We start from the raw sequence: 23705 nt of genomic DNA, 5'->3' as shown, positions 1-23705 counted from the left end.
GAGACTTTCCCAAACTTTGTGTAACTGCTTATAATCCATAGTAAAGGAGAATAAGCAATGACAAAACAAACAGAACTAAAAAAACTAGCCGAACAAATGGCCAAACACGTTGGCAGCTTTGAAGACATCAAAGCATTTCAAAAAGAGCTCATGCAGTCATTTATTGACACTGCATTAGAAGCCGAGATGGAAGAGCATCTAGGCTATCCTAAGCATGAAAAGGCGGATACCCCAAACAAGCGCAACGGTCACACCAAAAAGACAGTGCGCAGTGACACAGGTGAGATTGAAGTATCTACACCCAGAGACCGTGAAGGAAGCTTTGATCCTGTATTGGTTGCAAAGCATCAAACTCGTATCACTGGGCTCGATGATAAAATCATCATGTTTTACGCCAAAGGCCAGACAACCACTGAGATTGTTGAGAGTATCAAAGATATCTATGACGTTGATATCTCAACCAGTCTCGTATCAAGGGTTACTGACAACATCATAGATGACATCACAGCATGGCAGAATCGTCCACTAAGTAGCTTATATCCTATCGTATATTTAGACTGCATTGTCGTTAAAGTACGTCAAGACAAGCAAATCATTAATAAAGCCATCTATCTGGCCTTAGGCGTCAATCTTGAGGGCAAAAAGGAGCTACTGGGTATGTGGCTATCGGAGAATGAAGGCGCTAAGTTCTGGCTAGGTATTCTCACTGAACTACAAAACCGTGGGGTTCAAGATATTCTTATTGCCTGTGTGGATGGTTTAAAAGGCTTTAGCGAGGCAATTAATACGGTATATCCAAACACACAGGTTCAGCTATGTATTGTGCATATGGTACGTTACTCTATGAAGTTTGTACCATGGAAAGATAGAAAAAAAGTAGCGGCTGGTTTAAAGGCGGTTTATGGTGCTGATACGCTTGAGCTGGCAGAGGCTAGCCTTGAGCAGTTTAATGAGATCTGGGGCGATAAATACCCGCATGTGGTTACCTCTTGGCGCAATAATTGGGAGGGCTTAACCGTGTTCTTTGATTACCCGAAAGACATTAGAAAAGCCATTTATACGACCAATGCTATCGAGTCATTAAATAGCGTGATTCGTACCGCTGTGAATAAGCGTAAGATATTCCCATCTGATCAAGCGGCGTTAAAGGTTGTTTATCTAGCGACTCAGCAGGCGTCTAAAAAGTGGTCGATGCCCATCCGTAACTGGACGTCTGCTCTTAATCGATTTATGATTATGTTCGATGAGCGTGTTAGTAAGCATTTAATCTAAATTGCAGTTACACAGAATTCAGGATGGGCTCGGTTTTTTTTATTTAACTTAACGCTTTTTTTAGATTTCGGCTAATCAAGGTACCCACCCCTTCATTAGTAAAGATTTCAAGTAAGGTGGCATTCGGAACCCGACCATCCACAATAACCGCACTTTTTACGCCTCCACGTACCGCATCCAGCGCACATTGTATTTTCGGAATCATACCGCCAGAAATGGTGCCGTCTTCTATAAGCGTATCGACTTTTTTAGGCGTAAGTCCGGTCATAACCTGACCGCTTTTGTCCATAACACCTTTGATGTTAGTCAGCAGCATTAGTTTTTCAGCCCCTATAAACTCAGCGACTTTTCCCGCAACCAAATCTGCATTGATGTTGTAACTGTCCCCAGCTTCATCAACCCCAATGGGCGCTATAACAGGAATAAAATTGGATCTAATGAGCATCATAATGACATCTTTATTGACACTAACGACATCCCCAACATACCCTAAATCAATGTCTTGATTGACACCCTTTTCATCAGCTTTACTCATAAATAGCTTTTTTGCCAGAATTAGGTTGGCATCTTTACCGGTAAGTCCGATGGCGCGGCCGCCATGCTGATTTATGAGGCTGACAATTGACTTGTTAACACTACCGCCTAAGACCATTTCAACCACATCCATCGTCGCTTTATCAGTGACGCGCATACCATCAATACGATCTGACTGACGACCCAACTCTTTTAGCAAACTATCTACTTGAGGCCCGCCGCCATGCACGACGACTGGATGTAAGCCAACTGTTTTAAGCAGTACAATATCTCGCGCAAATGAGCTTTCAAGAACAGGGTCTGTCATGGCGTTACCCCCATATTTTACAACTATAATTTTGTCTTCAAAACGTTGAATGTAAGGTAACGCAGTGGTTAACACTTCAGCGGTGGTTTTGGCTTCAGCTAAATTTAATGACATAGAGGGCTCTTTTGAAGAAAGTTGATTCATTGCGAAAAAATTCTTAATTAAATTGTCTTATTAAGATGATATTAATACATACACTATATTATAAGGTAAAGCCTTCATAAATTTGATGTTTTTATAGTTAGCTATTTTAAAATTGGTTTTTTAAAATTAGCTACTTTATTTGATTATCAAATGGAGTGGTTTGCAGCGCTAAGATAGATTAAAAAGGGTTAAATCATGAGGCATAACCAATTATGTTTCAAATTTATCCATTCGAAGATAATATTGATACTGAGACCCTGCACACTTTACGCAGAAATATGGGCGACTTCTTTGGCAAGCTCTAAGTCGATACGTTGGCACAATTCAACGAAATACGCTTTAATTTCATTAAGGTCAGTATGCGAATCAGCAGCAAAGCGAACGGTCAAACTATTGCTAGTATTAGACGGCCGAATAATGCCAAACCCATGTTCGAAATCAAGTCTTAATCCGTCAATACAGGTTAACGTAATGCCTTGAGATTTAAAATAGTTTTGAGTTTTAAGGGTATCACAAAGAGTAGAGAGTTTTTTGACTATAGGTGCAGACGCGGTTGTCCGTTTATGGGTTGTCTCATTTGTGGTTATGGGGCTGTTAGCGATGTTAGCATGATTATAGCGATGTAGTGGTAAGTAAACATCTGATGTACTGACCATAGTAGGAAGCGCGTCGACTATTTCAGTTAGACTATCAGGAAGACCGAGCTGTGATTGATATCGTAACCAGTTTATTAAACGTAAAGCGGCATACATCGCATCGTCATGAAGTAGGAAATGACCGTCGTTAAACAGGAAGTGGCCTGATAATTCCCCAGCGAATAACACGCAGGGTGTTGTTTCGATTTTTGAAGGTTTATGCTGGTTATTTTGCTTATGCGGCTTATGTTGTAAGGCGCGGCGTAAAATACTGCTTCCTGTCTTACTCATTTGCGGTATGGCACCGATTTGCTCAATAAGTCTTGGTAAATGATGGGAGCATTTGACATCGAATATTACGCTGGGATTAGTAGCTTGATGTGCGTTATCTTCTATTGATACTCGTGCCAAAAGATACAGTAAATGATCAGGTAGTAAGGGTTTGCCGTTACTGTCTAATACCATGAGCCGGTCACCATCGCCATCAAAAGCCAGTCCCAAGTCCGCCTGGTGATGAATTACTGAACGGCTGAGTTCTTCAAGGCGATGAGCTTCCATCGGGTCTGGATTACCTTTGGGAAAATCCCCATTAGTATCTTGGTTTAAAACAATTACCTCGGAAAATAAATCAACATGTTGGGAGAAGAAGTTTTTTGAAAAAAGTCCTGTGGCACCATTTAAGCAATCAATAACGATTTTAAAACCTTTAGGCTTCGAAGATGTACTTTCTTTAGACCTTGTTTGAGCATTTGAACTTAAAGAATTGTAATTAAAATAAGGTTGTAAAGGTTTATGCGCTGAGACCTTATCGCTTAAGGGTAGAGGATTAGGTAGGCGGGTAGCCTCAAGATGAGGTATAGGATGATAAATGGGTTTTGCAGGTATGTGACTGTGCAAAGCACAATGCTTGGGAGCGCGGATAGCGTTAATGGACTCTATTGCCGCAACGGCGCTATCAATATAGGTTTGAGCAACTTGGGACGCAACTAGCTTTTTAACATATGAAGTAGTGATATGGCTAGTAGTGACGTTTTGCTGATTCTCTATTAAATCGGTAACGTATGGAGCAGCTGTATTTAGTAAACTATTAACAGTGCTGCATTTATTTTTAGCAGCGTACTTATTGATCTGATGAGTTTGTAATCGCTCGTATATATCCTGAATGCACTGCTCATCAGGAGACTCGCTAGCGATAAGCCACTTTAATCCACATATGTGTTTTTCTGAATGGCTAGCAGTCGCAATTATGCCATGCCCTTCATATTTGTTAGCCCAAAAGGCCATAATCGGTGTGGTAACAAGACCAAGCCATATAACTTCTAGATTCCAATTGGTGCAGTGCTTAGCCATACATTCAGCGATTCTTTGACTGGCGTGACGCACGTCATAACCCACAACTATGGTGTTCGCTTTTGCAGTTAGGGCATAATATCTAGCGAAGTCATGACTTAAAGCCTCGATATAAGCTTGGGTGAATAACGTTTCATCACCACGAATGTCGTAAGCTTTAAATAAACCATGCTGCGCTTTAAATGGGTGCATCAGCTTTATATGACTCCAATATAAGATAAATTATAATCTTACATTTTTATTACAAATACAATTATTGTTAAGTTAATAGATTATCAAGCCAAAAATATCAAATTAATAAGTTATTCAAAAACGCCTAATTAACAACATATTAAAATCTTAACGTTCTGACAATTACGCCTAGAGTGATTTATACATAACGTTTTAGAACGAAAATTAAGCTTAATAATAAAAATAACTTAATATTTAATTAAATTAAATAGTTTATTAATACAAACCATACATAATTTGTATATACAATAATTGATAATATCTGATGATATTTGATTATTCTCGCCCTGAATGACCAAACCCACCTTCACCACGTGTACTGGTTTCAGTAAATGAAGCCACTATTTCAAATGAGGGGCGTACTACGGGTACAACCATATATTGAGCCATACGTTCAGCTGGCTTTAGAATAAAATCCTCTTCGCTGCGGTTCCAAATACTGACCATGAGCTCACCTTGATAGTCTGCATCGATTAACCCAACAAGATTACCCAGTACGATTCCATGCTTATGACCTAACCCAGAGCGTGGCAAAATTATACCAGCATAATTTGGATCTTGGATGTAGATTGCCATACCTGTCCCAATGAGTTTGGTTTCACCCGCTTTAATTGTGATAGCCTCATCAATACAAGCCCGCAAATCAATGCCTGCTGAACCATCTGTCGCACGGGTTGGCATCGGAAACTTAGGGTCATTACCAATCTTTGAGTTTAGAATTTTTACTTGTACAGAATTCATGAGTGTTCCAGTCGTTAAGTATTAAATAGATTTATAGTATCAAAACGCTTGCTAGTCCTAAGAAGGACATAAAGCCTACAATATCTGTTACCGTTGTCAAAATAACAGAAGCAGATAGTGCAGGGTCAATATTCATACGTTTAAGCATGAGTGGGATGCTAATACCCGCCACGTTCGCTGCGGTCATATTTATGGCAATGGCACAACCTATAACAATACTAATAAGTGGGTCATTAAACCATAGCTGTGCTATCGCCGACATGATAACTGCCCAAATAATACCATTTATCGCCCCGACCCAAAGCTCTTTGTTTAACAGCCACAATCGGTTGGAACCAGCGATTTGACCCATTGCTAATCCGCGTATAACCACGGTTAAGGTTTGGCTGCCGGATATACCGCCCATACTCGCGACGACAGGCATTAATATTGCCAGTGACACAACTTGTGCCAATACTGCCTCAAATTGACCAATTACAACAGCTGCCAACAGCGCTGTTAACAGATTAATGCCTAGCCATACGCTGCGGCTTTTAGCACTTCGTAATACAGGCGCAAATAACTCTTCATCATCACTCACACCTGCTAAGTGCTTCATTGTACTATCGACATCATCTTGTATGATTTCCATAATATCATCAGCATTGAGCTGACCGACCAGCTCACCAAATCCATTAACTACAGGGGCATAGCGAATATCTGTTGCCCTAAATATGGCGGCCGCGTCTTGAATATCCATACGATCGTTAATGGTTATAGCAGGGTCGATCCAACGTTCAACCAGCGTATGCTGCGGGTACTTGATCAGATCTACCAAGCTTAACAGTCCCAATAATTGATGACTGGCGTCTACAACAATTAACTCTTGGTCTTCATCGTCTAGCAAATCTTGATCTTGACGCAAGAATTCCTGTACTTGGGTCAGGGTAATATTGCCTTGAATCTGAATGGTTTCGGGATCCATATAATCACCGACTTCATTCTCATCATAGGTATTTAACTTAGTAACTTGTAGCCGAACGTCATTGTTAAGGCTTGACATGACCTCTGTACGGACGTCTTCTTCAACCGTATCTAAAATCTCAGCAATATCCTGTGCGTCCAAATCTTCTGCAAGCGTTTCAATCTCGCCCGCCTGCATGTTTTTCATCAGTGAGGGGCGGATATCATCATCAACTTCAGCCAACACCTCGCCTTTAAGCTCAATAGGCACTTGACGCCAAATTATACGCCGATGATCGCTTGGGAAAGATTCTAGAAGATTAGCAATCTCATACTCCGTTTGATCTTCTAAAAACTCCGACATCGAATCGCGGTCTTTATCAGCAACGAGTCCTTGCAAATAAATCAGTTTGCCTTCTGCACTGTCGTAGCTATCTGACAGGGTCTCATATTTGGACTTGTGCTCAGTATGTATGGTCATGGACGCCCTCAGAGTAGAGATGTAAAGATCAATAGGCACGAATACGAAAGAATAAATAATATAAATAAAAACGACAGGATTGCTTCCTGCCATTAAAGGTGTATTTTACAATATTCTTAATTTTTTTTTGAATATATAGGGTAATTCTTGCTCAAATAGGGACACGTCCTAATCATTTCTTCTTTAATAAAGCTTTAATGTTCGCCATATATTCATTCGCAACAAGCTGAGGATCACGCTCGGCTTTTTTCTTTTTTGCATTTGCAGGCCAATCAAGATGTTCTTCTGGCATCTCTTCTAAAAAGCGGCTTTGGGTTGTGGTTCGCATTTGGCCACCCCCTCTACGCTGAGCTGCAAGCGTTAGTGTAAGCTCGCGGCGTGCCCTCGTTATACCCACATACATGAGTCGGCGTTCTTCATCTATCGACTCTCCTATAATTGAGTTACGGTGTGGTAATAATTCTTCTTCAAGGCCCATAATATAAACATAGTCAAACTCAAGTCCTTTTGCAGCATGTAGGGTCATTAAATTTACTTTGTTGGTATTTTCTTCTTCTTGTTGCTGTTCAAGCATATCGAGCAAGACCAGTTTGCGTATGACGGCATCAATCGTTTTATCATCATCGTCATCTGCACGATTGATAAGCGCTTGTATACTAGTATAAAGAACCTCAATGTTATCCAAACGGTTCTTTTCTTGTTGGGGTGTCTTAGCATCACTACGCACAAAATCAATATAACCGGTCTCATCAATCATCTGACGCACTAACGGCACAGGGTCAGGGTGCTGATCAAGCTCACGGGTGTAATGCTCAATAAAATCTCCAAAATCTTTTAACGTACTATAGGCTTTTGTAGGCAGTACATGCGGTAGACCACCGTGGGTACAAGCTGCCAAAAGCGAAATGCTGTGTTCTTGAGCGAATAATCCTAGTTTTTCAAGCGTGGCAGGACCAAGTCCCCGTTTAGGTGTGTTTACAATTCGCAAAAAAGCGCTGTCATCTTCAGGGTTTAATATGAGGCGTAAGTAACCCATGACATCTTTAATTTCACTGCGCGAAAAGAAGGATTGACCCCCTGATAGCTGATACGGTACTTGGAACTGACGTAACTGAGCTTCCAGCATACGCGCTTGAAAGTTACTGCGGTATAAAACCGCATATTGTTCCCACTCATTACCATTACGCAGTTTGTGCGCGACAATCTCTTTAGCGACGCGCTCAGCTTCATCATCATCATTACGACAGTTGATGATACGTATTTTTTCACCCTGTCCTTTATCTGACCATAAGGCTTTATCAAACAAATGCTCATTGTTCATAATGACCGTATTGGCTGCGTTCAAGATACGGTTGGTTGAGCGATAATTTTGCTCAAGCTTAATGACTTTAAGCTTTGGAAAATCCTCTTTTAATAACGCCATATTCTCGGGACGAGCGCCGCGCCACGCATAAATGGATTGATCGTCATCACCAACCACCGTAAATTTGCCCGTCGTACCTACAATGAGTTTAATGAGCTCATACTGAGCGGTATTGGTATCTTGGTATTCATCCACCAGTAAATAGCGGATGCGGTTTTGCCACTTATCACGTAGCTGCTGATTTTCACGCAATATTTTGGCCGGCAAGACAATCAAATCATCAAAATCTACGGCATTATAAGCTCTTAAATTTCGCTCATATAGGGCGTACAAATTAGCGAATATGGTGTCTTCAGGGTCATCCAATGTTTCTAGCGCTTTATCAGGTTCAATCAAATCATTTTTCCAATCTGATATAAACTTGATGGCTTTGGCAACCAGTTCACGGCTTTCTGCACCTGATAAGTTATCACGCATCATAAGCTCCATAAGTAGGCGCTTACTGTCATCGGCATCCATGATCGAGAAGTTGCCTTTTAATGGAGTATGTAGCAACTCGTATCGTAAGAATTGTAAACCGAACTGATGGAAAGTTGAGACGGTTAAGCCGCGCATTTTATCTTTTGGCAGTAGCGTGGAGACACGCGCTTTCATCTCACGAGCAGCCTTATTGGTAAACGTTACGGCAGTGATTCGCTCGGCGGGTATATTGCCTTGTTCAATAAGGTAGGCGATTTTTTGAGTAATTACGGAAGTTTTCCCAGAGCCTGCACCTGCTAATACGAGAAGGGGGCCTGATACATACGTCATCGCCTCTTGTTGTTTTGGATTAAGCTTACTCATGGCACACCTTTATCTTCACGCATTAAAATAGAATCGGTTAACAAACCAATCCATAATTACAATAAATTGCTAAAGTTCTTCAATTTTTACCGAGTGGTTATTATAGGGGTTCAATATGAAATCACAACTAACTTAACTAAAATGATTGAGATTATAAGCTAAGACATAATCAATAAACTATAGTCGGCGAACTTATAAAGAGTCACGGTGTTAACCTCGTTAAGCTTACCCTAGTAGTACTTGCACTTGGTTGCCTTGTGACTACTTTAAAGTTCTTTGACTATACGATTGGCATAGATGACAGCCAGATTGTTGTTTTTTAATAAAAAATCCCCAATCTTCAATAGATTAGGGAAGGGGTCTACACAAGTTCAGTTAAAGTACTGAATAAGAATTATCTTATAGCATTCAACTGTTTAGCAGCTTCTAAGGCAAAATAAGTTAAGATGCCGTCTGCACCTGCACGGCGAAATCCAATAAGAGACTCGAGTATAACAGCATCGGTTAGCCATCCATTTTCAATCGCAGCCTTATGCATCGCATATTCACCAGATACTTGGTAGGCAAAAGTTGGCACACCAAAGGTGTTTTTAATCTCACGTATGAGGTCTAAATATGGCTGACCGGGTTTAATCATGACCATATCAGCACCTTCATTTATATCCATAGCGACTTCATGTAACGCTTCTGCTCGATTTCCAAAGTCCATTTGATATTGTTTTTTATGACCGCCTTTTAAGTTACCTGCACTACCGACAGCATCGCGAAAAGGGCCATAGTATGCCGAAGCATATTTAGCAGAATATGCCATCAATGCCGTATTCGCAAAACCTTCTGTTTCTAGTGCTTCTCGCATAGCCAAAATACGTCCATCCATCATATCACTCGGGGAGATGATGTCTGCCCCAGCACGCGCATGTGCCAGTGCTTGCTCCACTAAAACATCAACTGTTTCATCGTTAATAACATAGCCTGAGTTATCTATTAACCCATCTTGACCATGTGTGGTATAAGGATCCAATGCCACATCTGTCATAACAACCATCTCGGGCACATGTTCTTTTAGCGCACGGACCGCACGACACGTCAATCCATCAGGATTATAAGCTTCACGGCCATCTTCAGTTTTCAAACTGCTATCGATTACAGGGAAAATATCAACTGTGGTTACACCCTCAGCAAGTAGCTCTTTGGCGTATTCTATTAATAGATCAATTGATAACCGTTCGACACCTGGCATGCTAGCCACGGCCTCACGCTGATTTTCACCTTCTAATACAAAGACAGGAGCAATAAAGTGTTTAGGATGTAGCTCAACTTCACGTATCATTGAGCGAACATTATCGTGAACTCTTAAACGACGTAAACGGGTATGAGGATAGGTACGATTGAATGTATAACTCATAATAATTCCTATAATAATGATATTAAAATGATATTAAAATGACCCTAAATACAATTAAAGTCATTAAAGTTAATATTAAGATTTAAACAGTGACTAGGAACATGGACTAGAATAACTTATGTTTTTTTGTTCCAATATTATAACGTAGACAACAGTAGGTTTTGGGTTTTAGATATGATACAAGATATATCTAATTCATTGATTTGAGGTGAGTATGAGTGATTCGCAACACTCTATAGAGCTTAATACAACAAGTTTAGACCGTAGACGATTTCTAAAGCTAACCGCGTTCGGTATCGGTGGCTTGAGTATATTGGGAAGTTATCCAAAAAAGGCAAACACTAAGACGCTTACATCTTCTGATAAGAGTTTGTTTAATAACTCTAATCCTAATAACTCTAATGACCTTAATCACCAAAATGACAATATAAATAAGAACGATAACCTAAAGATCAATAATCTTAAATGCAGTACACCCATCATTTCCACTCGTTTGTTTGCAAGCTCTAATGCTGGGCTGAATGAGTCCAGAAACACATTAGGCGTAAAGCGGTTAGCTTGTGCTGGTTTTGATATTCAAAATCCCGACATAATGCGCAGACAGTATCTACGCTTTGGCGGAACGGATCAGCAGCGGGCTAGCGACTTACAGAACATTGCAACTGGTGCGGTACCAGCCCCTAAAATGCTGATGGCTATAAGAGGTGGTTATGGTGCTATTCGCTTACTTGAGCATATTGACTGGATATCACTTGGGCATATTCTTAAAGAGCAGGGGACTATATTTGCAGGCTTTAGTGATGTGACTGCGCTTCAATGTGCTTTATTGGCACAAGGTAATATGAGTAGCTTATCAGCACCGATGTTGTACAGCGAGTTTGGCAAAAAACAACCAGATAAAGTGAGCTGCCAAGCGTTTGTTAATGCCATTACCAACCCAAACTTAGTTATACCCTTACCGGAGCAGCAGTATTCGTTGTTAAAGCGACCTCTCTCAGGTGTCCTTTGGGGTGGCAACTTAAGTGTGATGTCGGCTTTGGTAGGAAGTCCTTATCTGCCAAGTCCAAGCGGAGGTATTGTATTTTTAGAGGAGGTTGGTGAGCAGCCCTATCAAGTAGAGCGTATGTTGTATAGTCTGTATTTAGCAGGTATCTTTAAGAATCAACAAGCCATTGTATTGGGCGCATTTAGTGGTACGGGAGAAGACAGTTATGATGCTCGATATGATATGGGGGTAGTTATAAAGCAGTTAAAGCGTATCACAGGCTTGCCTGTATTTACAGGAATGCCTTTTGGGCATGTGGCTGGCAAGCATAGCTTTCCCTTAGGTTCGGTATGTACTTTAACGCCAGATAACGAATCATTGCAGCTAAAGTTTAGCGGATATCCTACTATTAAGGCTCAGCATATTTATCCTGAAGGATTGTGGGCTTCGAATAGGGCTTAATACAATACTTAATACTTTTTTAAATATAAATCTAAGAGAGCTTATGAATATTTTAACTGAACTAACAGTGCATATTACATTTTTTGGAATAGTAGGCCTAATACTAGGTATTGCAATGGGGTGCATATATAAAATTATTAAAAAGCGGAAGTCTGATTAACATATATAGTAAAGAGTGCAGAAGTAGATATTTTTTATTTAAATGGACAGTTTGAATTTTCTAACAAGCTACCCTTAGTTCTTATTAATAACTACTACTCGACCATGTAAATTAAACTAGTGTTAACATTTATAATCAGGCTAAAACTGATTGTAAGAAGTTACTATGCGATATAATCTTATAAGTATTTAGTTCTAATACTCATGTAATCTAGGTATTATAAGGGTATTTAAAACCTACAAAACACCCAAACAAAAAAAGGCTTCCAATTGCTTGGAAGCCTTTCTTCTTATAACTAAAATATGGTACCCGGAGCCGGACTTGAACCGGCACGATCTTGCGATCGAGGGATTTTAAATCCCTTGTGTCTACCAATTTCACCACCCGGGCAAAACTTTTAAACTAAATTGCTAACCTTTAGCAACTCATTAAGTGCGCGTATATTATCATAAAATCAATATGCGTCAACACTTATTTTCTCAAACATATAAAAGCTTTAAGAATAATTTGGAGGCTGAGGTCGGAATCGAACCGGCGTCCACGGATTTGCAATCCGCTGCATAACCACTCTGCCACCCAGCCATTTGAGGTGAACTATAATAGCAAATTGAAATTAAATTACAAGGGTTATAAACGACTATATTTAAATTATATAAGTTATTTTGTTTATACTCAAAGCTATTAACGTTATTCAATAGTTTGAACAAAATAAAAAGCATACTTAGATTGTCTATAAACATAGTAATTAAATCATATAACCTAAATATGATACTTAAACTATATTCGTAAACTAAACAAAGTATGCTTTGAATGATCCAACAAATTAACCGTTTATCAGTAATGGTTAAACTATTTCTTTATTCTGTGCTTTCGCTTTTTTAGCATCTCGATAGGTGGCATTACAAATCAGAATCAATACACCTAAAGTTATTGCAGGCCAAATTAAAATATACAGTCCGTAAGCAAATGTGCTCATATTTACCTCCTTATATTTAGAATACAAATAAAATATGATTTAAAACTATGTACAGTGACAATTCAAACGGTAATCAAGATGAAGATGATTCTTGCGTGTTTGGTTTGTCATAGCTGCCGACACGCTCTTTGATTAAATCAAAATCAAAGCGCTCTTTATTCAGTAAGCTCAATGCGACACAAACTATTGTACTGACACCATAGGCAGTTAATGAAGATAATAATACCTCATAATCACGAAGGAACCCTGTGGCGTAGATAAGCATTAATACTAAAGTTATAAAAGCGGCGATGATGCCTAATTTGCGTCCGAAAAAGCCAAATACCATTAAGCCTATGACTACCGCAGCGCCAACGCTTGCAAAGATTTCAAACATTAAGGCAATACCGCCTTCTATAGGCAATAGCTCAAAACGAGCAATACAGAAGAATAATAATGCGACGATAACTGAAGCGGTAAAAGCTAGATTAGTTACTCGATCCCAAAATACGCTAGCAATAACTGGAAAGACCACGGCGCCCCAAAGCGCACCAACGAAGACCAACATGACAAGTATATCCAGCTTTAAACTGGCAAAAATTAAACCTAAAGCAGTTGCAACTACCATGGTGGCACGTCCAACAATCATCATTTTTTTGGGGTTTGGATTGTCTTTGGCTATGTTTTTACCATATACATCTGCCATCATAATGGTTGAAAGCGCCGATAAGTCTGAGTCAGCAGTAGATGACAGAGACCCAATAACCAATATAAAAAACAAGGCAATAAATACAGGATGAAGGTATGTGCTTACCATTTGTGGGATTAAGTTATTCATATCACCATCAAGCGGCTGTATACCTACGGTCAATGCCATCAGACCAATCATTCCTAAACCAATCACAATACCTGCGTAGCCTACGGTTGCAGTAAAGAAAGTGGCTTTAATTTTAGATTTATCAATTGCAAATAAGCGCTGGGTAATGGTCTGGTTACCTATCGCATAAGCCAATACAGCCACAAAGTATGGGGCTCCTTGCTGTAAGAAAGCTTCTGATGAGAAGAAATCTTGCTGCTGAGCAGTTAAGTTTGGTAGACCATCTACCATGGCCTGTGGGCCACCCATAGCGAATAAGACCGCTGGAATAATCACTACACCGATTGCCATTAAAGCTACCAGCTGTGCAAAGTCAGTAAATACTGAAGCGCGAAAGCCTGAAGTTAGGGTATAGCTAAGTACCCCGACAGCAGCGATAAATACCCCCGTCTGGAAGGATAAAGGTGATAATACCGAAACCAAAGCACCTGCCGCGGTAAAATTGACCATCAAGCTAATTAAACTACCCATCAGGTTTGAGACTGCTAAGATCAATTGGCTTGAGGATCCATGTCGAGCATTAATTAATTCACCTAAGGTATGACCATTAGGAGCTAACTGGCGAAAGCGCATACCAAATGGATATATGAATAGAATCATCAGTGCGCCCCAAAATCCATAATGAATAGGGCCTGATAATCCATACTTATAACCCGAAGTAGCTGCGGCATAAAAAGACGCCGCCCAAATCCAGGTCGCTGTCATACTAGCAGCGCCCATACCAAACCCAACCCCATGACCAGCAACCATAAAACCTGAGGTGTTTTCTTTTTCCTTCTTAATCACTAATGAGAGTAAATAAGTCCCCCCATAAAAAGCCAGCATCATAATGATGATAGCCCATGCTGAAAATTGAAACAGTTCTTGAGCTTGCAAATCATTCTCCTTAATCAAATTTAAGAAAAAATGATGACTGTGGTTGATCTACATATTTCTAATGTCACCATCCTTATTTAAGTCCAGCTTCAATTCATATCTAAAAACTTTTGGCTCATATTTTGGACAAAAAAATGCCTGTACTATGGTGTAATAGGACAGGCCAGTTGTAACATCAGCATATCAATCAAAGATAATGCATAGCGATGCCGATGTATAAAGAAACTAAGCATAAAGCTACTAAATAGCTATTAAGGAAAGAACTGAAGCTAGAGCAAATGTATAAAACTTTACGTAATATCAAACACAATATTAAACGCAATATCAAATTTGTTACATCAAATTCTCAGAATCTAACTAATTCTCAGAGTCTAAGTTAGTCTTAAATTGACGTTCACATAAAGTATAAATTCACATAAAAAGCACACCTTTAAGAGATATCTTCTTCTCAAAATTGTGGTAATGTTTTTTATTTTATTGAAAGTAATAAGATAGTAGTCTTCAATTATCTTATAAGTTTGACAAAGGTAATACCCAATGCATATAACAAGTTAAAATAAATACGATGATTTAAATAAACCAAAATGGGCTTTCCAAATTGAGGCTAATGCAAATACTAAGACATAGAGGTCTTTATGGCATCGGCCGATACTATTTAGCTATTCATAATCTGATAATAAATATGACTTGATCCGTTTAATAAAAATCATTTGAATACAAATTAAACAGGTATGAACAGCAAAATTTGCGAAACATAGAGTAACTTAAATCTGTATAAATTTCAAATTACATCTATCGAATTGATAGCTTTGATTTATTAAAAAATTTGAATTATAAGTATGTATTTATAGGTGCTCATTTAAAGATACCCATTTATCGATAAACATAGCTAATGATAAAAAAACGCTATTAATGTACTTACAGGGTCTGATTATTTTAAGATCATAGGGTACAATAACCGTATAAAAAGCAAAGTTGTAATGCATAACTTTTAATGAATAAGAAAAGATCTATTAATACACTATTAGTATTGTAAATTTACCGTATAAAATTTTTGGATTATGGAGCTTTATATGACCCAAACCACTGCCACACGTCTCGATGGTAAAGCACTTGCTAAACAAATTGAGACAGAACTTAGTCAACGCGTTTCTGATCTCATTAAGAATACTGGTCGTACGCCTATATTGGCGACCATATTAGTGGGGGGTGATCCTGCTTCAGCAACGTATGTTCGCATGAAGGGAAATGCGTGCAAACGAGTTGGTATGGAGTCTATGCGTGTAGAAATGCCAGAAGAAACGACGACAGATGAGCTTTTAAATAAGATAAATGAGTTAAATCGTAACCCAGACGTACACGGTATCTTGCTACAACATCCAGTACCTGAACAAATTGATGAACGCGCATGCTTTGATGCCATTGATTTGGCCAAGGATGTGGATGGCGTTACCTCACTTGGGTTTGGGCGTATGAGTATGGGTGAGCCCGCTTATGGCTCATGTACACCGCAAGGTATTATGTATTTATTAGACCATAATGGCATTGATTTTGCAGGTAAACATGCAGTAGTCGTAGGTCGAAGTGCTATTTTGGGTAAGCCTATGGCACAAATGCTATTGAATGCGAACTGTACAGTAACGACCTGCCATTCTAGAACTCAAAACTTATCAGACCATGTTGGGCGTGCGGATATTGTGGTTGGTGCGGTAGGTGTTCCTGAACTGATCAAAAAGGAGTGGATCAAACCGGGCGCAGTTGTGGTAGATGCAGGCTTTCACCCAACGGATGAGGGCGGTGTGGGCGACATTGAGCTTAAGGGCATTGATTCAATTGCCTCAGCTTATACGCCAGTACCAGGAGGCGTAGGACCTATGACAATTAATACCTTGATACGTCAGACTGTTGAGGCGGCTGAGAAAGCGGCAGCTATGTAGTTATACCCGTTTAGCTAAAATCGATTTGCTAAAATCTATTTGCTAAATGCGATTAGCTTAGCTTGACTAGCTATAACGCCTTAATCAAAAACAAGAATGATTATTGACAGGCTTTTTACGATTGCATCAAACTATTAAGTGAAACTTAGAGGGGCTTTGAATGTTTGATAATAAAAAATGGCACGATCGAGTTCAAAGCTTTGGCGAGTTGATGGTAGATGTTGGTCACTATGTTGTATTGCTAGTGATATGTGCTGTTGTGATATGGGCAGCAGGTGCTGAGTTTATTGGGATTTTAGAAAAAGGCAAAGCTGCTTTAAAAGATATTTTGATGCTATTCATCTATTTAGAATTATTAGCAATGATTGGTATTTATTTTAAGACGCATCGATTGCCTGTCCAGTTTCTTATCTATATCGCCATTACTGCCTTATCACGACATTTGGTTGTAGATGTACAAGCCGTGTCCGATACTTATCATTTGTGGCTATTGATGACCATTACTGTTTCTATTTTTGTGCTAAGCCTGTCTATTGTACTGCTGACATGGACGTCAAATCAGTTTGGACGACCCGAAGATAATCATAAAAAAGTGCGCGATAAAGACCATTAATCATAATATTGCGTCAAAACATTAGATGTTTATTTAGGGCGAAAATTTTAGCTTATATTAGTGTCTGGTTATCAATAGTAAGACATCAAAAATGTTATTAAGTTATAGCCAACCTGACTTCTTAAATTGGCGATATAGCACTAAACACGTCAAAAAAATCAAACCCAGAATGATGTAATATGAATATTCATAATGTAATTCGGGCATAATATCGAAGTTCATGCCATATATACCTGCAACTGCTGTTGGCACTGCAAGTATACCCGCCCACGCTGCTAACTTACGCACGACCTCGTTCTGCCCCATATTCACCATGGCCATATAAGTATCCATAGCGACACTCAACATCTCATTAAGTCCATTTACCGCATCTAATGCCCTAAGTAAATGGTCATTGATATCTCTAAAATATGGTTTTGCTGCATTAGGAAATGAAGTAGCAAGCTCTGTCTTTTTATGATTGATAAAAAAATTACATATGTCCTGAACGGGTAACATAACGGCGCGCATATGTACTAATTGAGACTTCAATGTATAAAGGCTTTGCAACGTATTCTTGCTAAAGTTATATGAAAAAATAATGCGCTCTTGCTCTTTTAAGTACTCAGCCAAGCTGTCAGTAATAGGTAAATAGCTATCTACGACATAATCAAGGATGGCGTGTAATACAAATACCGGGCCCATACGCATTTTTTCAGGGCGTTTGTGACAATACGCGCGTACAGGAGCATAAGAGTGGGATGCTCCTGTGCGAATGGAAATAATGTAGTTATTACCCATAAACATCGAGGTCGTACCATAATGAATGGTATTTTCAGCTAAATAAGCGGTACGCACAACGACGAATATAGAGTCTTGTCCATAATTTTCGACTTTAGCACGCTGATTTTCATTAAACGCATCCTCTAATGCCAGCTCATGAATATCAAAAGCGTTTTTTACTTTATGGATAGTATCTATATTGGGATCATAAAGACCTAGCCAGATAAAATGATCCTTGTTTGCAAGTTGATCTGCAACATCATCGAGTTCAATTTCCTGTATAAACTCACCTGATTTTCTAGAATATACACAACAATTGACAATTTCATTGATGCCTGAACGTTCAAAATCTTCAACACGTTCGGCATCAGGATCGTATACGGGCATGGTTGATGACAACAGCTCAGAGGTTTGCTTTTCTTCATGATCGTTTGCAAAACTTTCAGGCTTTGTCGACTGTAAGATATGCCTAGATTGCATTAAGATATCAGCTTCCAAAGACTTGGCATACTGATAATCCGTAGTCTTAGACTGATTAGAATGAGGCATGCTGATAACTATAATGCATAATGTTTAAGAGTATCCATGTCGACTAAATCTAATAAGCTTTCATGACATGCTTCAAGTTTAATCTGAGGTGCGGCGCCGTGATCTAATGCATCAAGCCAACGTAAAGCACATACACACCAATAATCGCCAGGTTGAAGGCCACTAAAGCCATATTCTGGCATCGGCGTCACAAGATCGTTACCGGTTTTGACCGAAAAGTTTAAAAATTCGCTCGTCATCTTGGCACAGACCGTGTGTTGACCGACATCATGAGGCCCAGTATGGCAAAAGCCATTACGATAATAACCTGTGATAGGATCAAAACAGCAACTAGATAGGGCAGTACCTAAAACGTTTCTTTGGTTAAGAGAAGGGTCTGGATGATTTGAAGACATATATATAAGTGCTCTAAAAATAGGGTAAGACAAATGTTACTATAAATATAACTATGCTTTGATTTTAACATAACCTCTATGTGACATTTATAGTAAATGAAGTGGCCAATAAATTTTTGAATCTGTTTAAGCTATAAATTGATGCAAATCATTACTTTATATATTTTTAAAGAACACGTTTTAAGCTACGCTTACTTTCACAACAGAACTTAATAATTGTTTATAGTCTGGCTAGTCGAAACAAGAGAGCTATGCTAGACTAAGGGTTTGTTTCAAATAGAATTAAGATTGAGTCGAATAAAACAAGCTATACCTTTTCTTAAAAAACAACCTATCGCTGCCAAATCCGCTGAACCTACTACTTGTAACGTTTGCACTCGTTTTTCTCGATATGTTAATTTTAAAATTCGGTATGACTTGAATTATTTTATTAATTGCAACACCCGTATGCGATTAATATGCGACTATAAAAGGTAATACTTTAATAAGTGCCTTGTTCAAACTACATTTATAATTATGAGTAAATAGGGTCGGTTACATATCATAAGACCTAAAACACTTTAACTAGCGATTTGGTAATGGCATCCAAATGCGGTGTGTACCTAAGATATATTTAATAAATCTCAATACACACACTCTGATGTCTCCAAACAAGGATTACTCGTGTCTGATAGTTCACCCTCCAGTAATGTTCAAAATAAAACCGCGGATAAGCTGTCACAGGTTTCAGATATTGAAAATATTTGGCTATTGCCAGATGGTGTTAGTGATTTGTTATCTAACGAAGCTCAAAAACAAGAATGGCTGCGATATAAGTTAACCCGTTTATTAGTAAATCGTGGTTATGAGCTCATTTGCCCGCCAATGATTGAATTTACCGAATCTTTGCTTGGCAATGCATCAGAAGACTTAAAACGCCAAACCTTTAAGATTATTGACCAACTTTCAGGCCGTTTGATGGGTGTGAGAGCTGATATTACTCCGCAAATACTCCGTATAGATGCGCATTTAAATAAGCTCAGTAAAGCGGATAAAATAGCCCGCTATTGCTATGCAGGTCATGTTATTCGTACCCTGCCTAATGGCTTGTTCGGCTCACGTACACCGCTTCAATTGGGAGCTGAAATTTTTGGAAGCGACAGTTTAGATGCAGATTTAGAACTTATAGAGGTTCTTTATTGTTTGCTCGATACTTTAGATTTAAAGCAAAAGCTACACATCGATATAGGCCAAGTAGCTATATTTGCTCGTCTCAAGGAGCTGGCAGGTTTATCTGACAATGATGCATCAGCGCTTATTAATCTATATGCCAATAAAGCACTACCTGAACTACAAAATGTCTGTAGTGATTTGCCTATGGGTAATGATTTTTATCACTTGGCCGTATATGGGCATGACATGCAAGCGCTAAAAGACGCTTTATCCGATGCGGCAAATAAAGACTCTGTAATTAATGATGCCATCAAAGATGTGCAAGTTATGGCGGCTTATATTAGCGGCGATCTTGGCGGTAATGTGAGCGTAGATATTACAGAGCTTGGTTATCATTATCATACCGGCATCGTGTTTAATGGATACTTCGGCAATGAGTCTCAAGCCGTGGTTCGGGGCGGGCGTTTTAATAGCCACAGCTTTATAACAGGTCAGCATTCGTCTGATACGTTAGCAGAAGAAATACCTTCACGTAGCGCAACTGGGTTTAGCGTAGAAGTGACGCGTTTACAGCGTTTAATTAGCATAAATGAGACGAAGCTAATATTGGTAAACTTCGATGATATTGCTGAAATACAAAATATGCGCAATCGAGCAACCAATAATAGTAGTGGTATTGGCGATAATAGAGATAAATTACATCAAGATTTGAATACACTAAATACAAAAATATCTGAACTTCGTGCTGAGGGTTATAGAGTGATTCGCCCTTTAAGCAAAGAGGACAAGCCAAAAGGAGTAACTCATATTCTTGTTTTGGAAAACAATGATTGGGTATTACAAGCACTTTGAGGTAGGTTAGCCTGTTTGAAATTAATATCTTGTTATTGCTTAAAAATTTATATTAATTTTAAACCGTTGTAATCCTTCATTATTAGGTGCAAAGGGATAGTCACTCGAAAAATAATAGTCACAAAAAAAAGGATAGTAACTTAATAAGATACAGAACATATACTCTATTTTATTAATCATATTCGTTTTTTATTTCATTTTTTTATTTAAAGTTAATGTTTTTTTAAAAATTATCATTTTCATAATTTAAGTATTTCCAAAGTTTTTTAGTTTAATTGAAGCGGTTAAGGATTTGTTATGGGACAAAATGTTGTAGTACTAGGTAGCCAGTGGGGCGATGAAGGTAAAGGTAAGATTGTTGATTTACTGACCGAAAAAGCCTCCGCAGTTGCTCGTTTTCAAGGGGGTCATAACGCAGGCCATACCCTAGTTGTTGATGGTAAAAAGACCGTACTACATTTAATACCGTCTGGCATTTTACGTGAAGGGGTGACCTGTTATATCGGTAACGGTGTTGTACTCTCGCCAAAAGCTTTACTTATTGAAATGAAAGAGCTTGAGGATAATAATGTTCCTGTTCGTGAGCGCTTAAGAATTTCACCAAATTGCCCATTGATTCTGCCGTACCATATTGCACTAGATCAAGCGCGTGAATTAAAACGCGGCTCAGGCAAGATTGGCACTACAGGCCGCGGCATTGGTCCGGCGTATGAAGATAAAGTGGCTCGCAGAGCTATTAAGCTTGCTGATTTGTTCCGTAACGATTTAGAAGAAAAGCTTAGAAACCTTATTGATTATCATAACTTCCAGCTTACTCAGTACTATGAAGTTGATGCTATCGACTTTGATGACACGTATGCGCTGTGTCAAGCGTGGAAAAAAGAGCTGACCGGTTTGGTTTGTGATGTGACTGAAGAGCTAAATCAGTTACGCCTTGCTGGCAAAAACCTAATGTTTGAGGGCGCTCAAGGTACGCTGTTAGATATCGACCATGGTACTTATCCGTTTGTTACCAGCTCAAGTGTTACCGCAGGCGGCGTCTCAACGGGTACAGGTATCGGCCCTTTGTATCTTGACTATGTACTAGGGATCACCAAAGCTTACACCACACGAGTAGGTAGTGGTCCGTTCCCAACCGAACTCTTTGATGATGTGGGCGCTCACCTAGCCAAAGTCGGTCATGAGTTTGGTGCGACAACGGGCCGTGCTCGCCGCTGTGGGTGGTTCGATGCTGAAGCATTGCGCCGTGCGGTGGTTCTAAATTCATTGTCAGGAATTTGCTTAACTAAGCTTGATGTATTAGATGGTTTAGATGAAATACGCATTGGTATCGGCTACGAATTACCAGAAACGGAATGTGCGGGTGCTCATGATGGTGAGTTTTATGAATCAGTAACGCCTAAATATGAGACTTTGCCAGGATGGGAAGGATCAACCGTAGGTATTACCAAATATGAAGACCTACCTGAAGAAGCCAAAGCCTATATCAAACGTATTGAGCAGTTAATAGACTGTACTGTGGACATCATCTCGACAGGTCCAGACCGTGAAGAAACCATCGTTCTACGTGATCCGTATGATGCCACATAAGCATTATAAAAACATTGCTTACTAGGTATTAATTAATACGTATTACTTAATACGAATGATCTAATAGGTATTAATAACCATTTAGGGATATGAGTTTAGGCTACATATCCCTTTGTTTTATAATTGCGATCGAGGTTATTAATGATGCGGGTGTTAGTGATGAGGGTGTTAATGATGAGGTTATCAACGATATGCTTCATCTGACTTTTTTAGGAACATCAGCCGGTGTTCCTACCAAACATCGTAATGTCACAGGGTTAGCAATTGAATGCTTAAACCCCTTTGCGTCGCGGAGTAGCCAACAAAGTAAAAAGCACCGCAAATGGCTATTAATAGACTGCGGGGAGGCAACGCAGCATCAACTGCTTAAAACAAACCTCAGTGTACATAAACTCGAAGCAATATGTATCACGCACGTTCATGGCGATCATTGTTATGGATTACCAGGTCTACTTGCCAGTATGGCAATGTCGGGTAGGCAGTCTCCACTGACTATTATTGCGCCTCAAGCGATCGCTGAGTTTATTGACGCCGTCAAGCTTACGACGCAATTATATCTTCCCTTCGGCATAACATTTATTTCCATTGAAAACCTGATAAATTCTGACCAGTCCTTCTCGCTTAATTTTTTAAGTACGCATCAAATTGACTTGTATGTTACTAAGTTATCACATCGGGTGGATTCCTATGCCTTCAAGCTTACTCAAAAAGTTCAAACAATTAAGCTTGATATCGATAAGTTGAATAGAGAAGGTATCGAACCGACATCGGTGTGGGGTAGGCTACAATCTGGTGAAGACGTCACGCTGCAGGATGGCACTATTCTAAATTCAATCGACTACACTAGCCGAATGACTAAAACTTTAAAGATTATTGTAGCAGGGGATAACGACAACCCTGAGTTACTAGCGCACGCTGCAAATGATGTTGATTTATTGGTGCACGAAGCCACCTATACACAGGCGATAGCTGATAAAATTCATTCGCGTCCAAAAGCTATAGATCCTATGCACACTACTGTAAAGTGTATTGCAAAATTTGCCCAATCAGTAAATATAAAAAATCTTATATTAACGCATTTTAGCGCCCGCTATCAGCCCTTTGATGATTCAGAATCTGAGACAGATAACATGGCTGATATCCGTCAAGAAGCGGAGCAATATTATAACGGCAATCTATGGCTTGCCCGTGATTTTGCACGCTATGAAGTTAGTGATAAAGGGGTCAAACAATTACCATTCATAAGTAAATAGCCTAAGCATTATTAAGAGCTTTTGCGTAGAACAGGTTAT

17 protein-coding genes and 2 tRNA genes are annotated in these 23705 nt (G+C 39.3%); 7 read left to right on the top strand and 12 right to left on the bottom strand.

Features of this window, described 5'->3' with window-relative positions:
* Positions 1-57 precede the first annotated feature (57 nt).
* Positions 58-1272 (top strand): IS256 family transposase, encoded by a 1215-nt coding sequence (locus tag AC2SLP_RS08385; protein ID WP_486535535.1) that lies wholly within the window; start codon positions 58-60, stop codon positions 1270-1272.
* A gap of 43 nt (positions 1273-1315) precedes the next feature.
* Here the strand turns inward: AC2SLP_RS08385 and argB are convergent, their stop codons facing one another.
* The 6 genes from argB to hemB all read right to left on the bottom strand — a co-directional run bounded on the left by argB (position 1316) and on the right by hemB (position 10248).
* The gene (gene argB, locus AC2SLP_RS08380; RefSeq protein WP_486536216.1) at positions 1316-2227 is read right to left on the bottom strand and encodes an acetylglutamate kinase; all 912 of its coding nucleotides are present in this window, start codon (positions 2225-2227) and stop codon (positions 1316-1318) included.
* 296 nt (positions 2228-2523) lie between these two features.
* Complete coding sequence (locus AC2SLP_RS08375) at positions 2524-4434, bottom strand: phosphohexomutase domain-containing protein (protein ID WP_486536215.1); 1911 nt, start codon at positions 4432-4434, stop codon at positions 2524-2526.
* A gap of 315 nt (positions 4435-4749) precedes the next feature.
* On the bottom strand, positions 4750-5214 hold the full coding sequence (gene dut, locus AC2SLP_RS08370; RefSeq protein WP_486536214.1) for a dUTP diphosphatase: 465 nt from the start codon (positions 5212-5214) through the stop codon (positions 4750-4752).
* Between the two features lie 31 nt (positions 5215-5245).
* Positions 5246-6637 carry a magnesium transporter gene (gene mgtE / locus AC2SLP_RS08365; RefSeq protein WP_486536213.1) on the bottom strand — a complete coding sequence of 464 codons (1392 nt, stop codon included), beginning with the start codon at positions 6635-6637 and terminating at the stop codon, positions 5246-5248.
* A gap of 172 nt (positions 6638-6809) precedes the next feature.
* Positions 6810-8843, bottom strand: a complete 2034-nt coding sequence (locus AC2SLP_RS08360) for a UvrD-helicase domain-containing protein (protein ID WP_486536212.1) — start codon at positions 8841-8843, stop codon at positions 6810-6812.
* A 394-nt stretch (positions 8844-9237) separates the two neighbouring features.
* Complete coding sequence (gene hemB / locus AC2SLP_RS08355) at positions 9238-10248, bottom strand: porphobilinogen synthase (protein ID WP_486536211.1); 1011 nt, start codon at positions 10246-10248, stop codon at positions 9238-9240.
* A 214-nt stretch (positions 10249-10462) separates the two neighbouring features.
* On the opposite strand from hemB, the gene AC2SLP_RS08350 reads away from it, so the two are divergent.
* On the top strand, positions 10463-11695 hold the full coding sequence (locus AC2SLP_RS08350) for an LD-carboxypeptidase (protein ID WP_486536210.1): 1233 nt from the start codon (positions 10463-10465) through the stop codon (positions 11693-11695).
* Positions 11696-12158: 463 nt separating this feature from the next.
* Here AC2SLP_RS08350 and AC2SLP_RS08345 read toward each other — a convergent pair.
* The 4 genes from AC2SLP_RS08345 to AC2SLP_RS08330 all read right to left on the bottom strand — a co-directional run bounded on the left by AC2SLP_RS08345 (position 12159) and on the right by AC2SLP_RS08330 (position 14548).
* Positions 12159-12245: transfer RNA gene (locus AC2SLP_RS08345), tRNA-Leu, on the bottom strand.
* Between the two features lie 118 nt (positions 12246-12363).
* Positions 12364-12437, bottom strand: a tRNA-Cys gene (locus tag AC2SLP_RS08340).
* A 262-nt stretch (positions 12438-12699) separates the two neighbouring features.
* Positions 12700-12831 (bottom strand): putative transporter small subunit, encoded by a 132-nt coding sequence (locus AC2SLP_RS08335; protein WP_486536209.1) that lies wholly within the window; start codon positions 12829-12831, stop codon positions 12700-12702.
* 73 nt (positions 12832-12904) lie between these two features.
* Complete coding sequence (locus AC2SLP_RS08330) at positions 12905-14548, bottom strand: sodium:solute symporter family protein (protein WP_486536222.1); 1644 nt, start codon at positions 14546-14548, stop codon at positions 12905-12907.
* Positions 14549-15636: 1088 nt separating this feature from the next.
* On the opposite strand from AC2SLP_RS08330, the gene folD reads away from it, so the two are divergent.
* Positions 15637-16500 carry a bifunctional methylenetetrahydrofolate dehydrogenase/methenyltetrahydrofolate cyclohydrolase FolD gene (folD, locus tag AC2SLP_RS08325; RefSeq protein WP_486536208.1) on the top strand — a complete coding sequence of 288 codons (864 nt, stop codon included), beginning with the start codon at positions 15637-15639 and terminating at the stop codon, positions 16498-16500.
* A gap of 160 nt (positions 16501-16660) precedes the next feature.
* Positions 16661-17113: a phosphate-starvation-inducible protein PsiE gene (locus tag AC2SLP_RS08320; protein ID WP_486536207.1), complete on the top strand. Its 453-nt coding sequence runs from the start codon at positions 16661-16663 to the stop codon at positions 17111-17113.
* A gap of 102 nt (positions 17114-17215) precedes the next feature.
* On the opposite strand, the gene corA is transcribed toward AC2SLP_RS08320, so the two are convergent.
* Entirely contained in the window at positions 17216-18262 is a 1047-nt protein-coding gene (gene corA / locus AC2SLP_RS08315) for a magnesium/cobalt transporter CorA (RefSeq protein WP_486536221.1), read from the bottom strand.
* Between the two features lie 170 nt (positions 18263-18432).
* Entirely contained in the window at positions 18433-18819 is a 387-nt protein-coding gene (locus AC2SLP_RS08310; protein ID WP_486536206.1) for a DUF2237 family protein, read from the bottom strand.
* 663 nt (positions 18820-19482) lie between these two features.
* Between AC2SLP_RS08310 and AC2SLP_RS08305 the strand changes: the two genes are divergently transcribed.
* The 3 genes from AC2SLP_RS08305 (at position 19483) to AC2SLP_RS08295 (ending at position 23666) form a co-directional block, all read left to right on the top strand.
* Positions 19483-20823: an ATP phosphoribosyltransferase regulatory subunit gene (locus AC2SLP_RS08305; RefSeq protein ID WP_486536205.1), complete on the top strand. Its 1341-nt coding sequence runs from the start codon at positions 19483-19485 to the stop codon at positions 20821-20823.
* A 297-nt stretch (positions 20824-21120) separates the two neighbouring features.
* A complete protein-coding gene (locus AC2SLP_RS08300; RefSeq protein ID WP_486536204.1) occupies positions 21121-22413 on the top strand; it encodes an adenylosuccinate synthase in 1293 nt (430 codons plus the stop codon).
* Between the two features lie 89 nt (positions 22414-22502).
* Entirely contained in the window at positions 22503-23666 is a 1164-nt protein-coding gene (locus AC2SLP_RS08295; protein ID WP_486536203.1) for a ribonuclease Z, read from the top strand.
* Positions 23667-23705 lie beyond the last annotated feature (39 nt).

The organism is Psychrobacter sp. CX21, from assembly GCF_057396255.1.
Note: the sequence above shows the minus strand (reverse complement) of the source record. Positions and strands in the feature narration are given on the sequence as shown.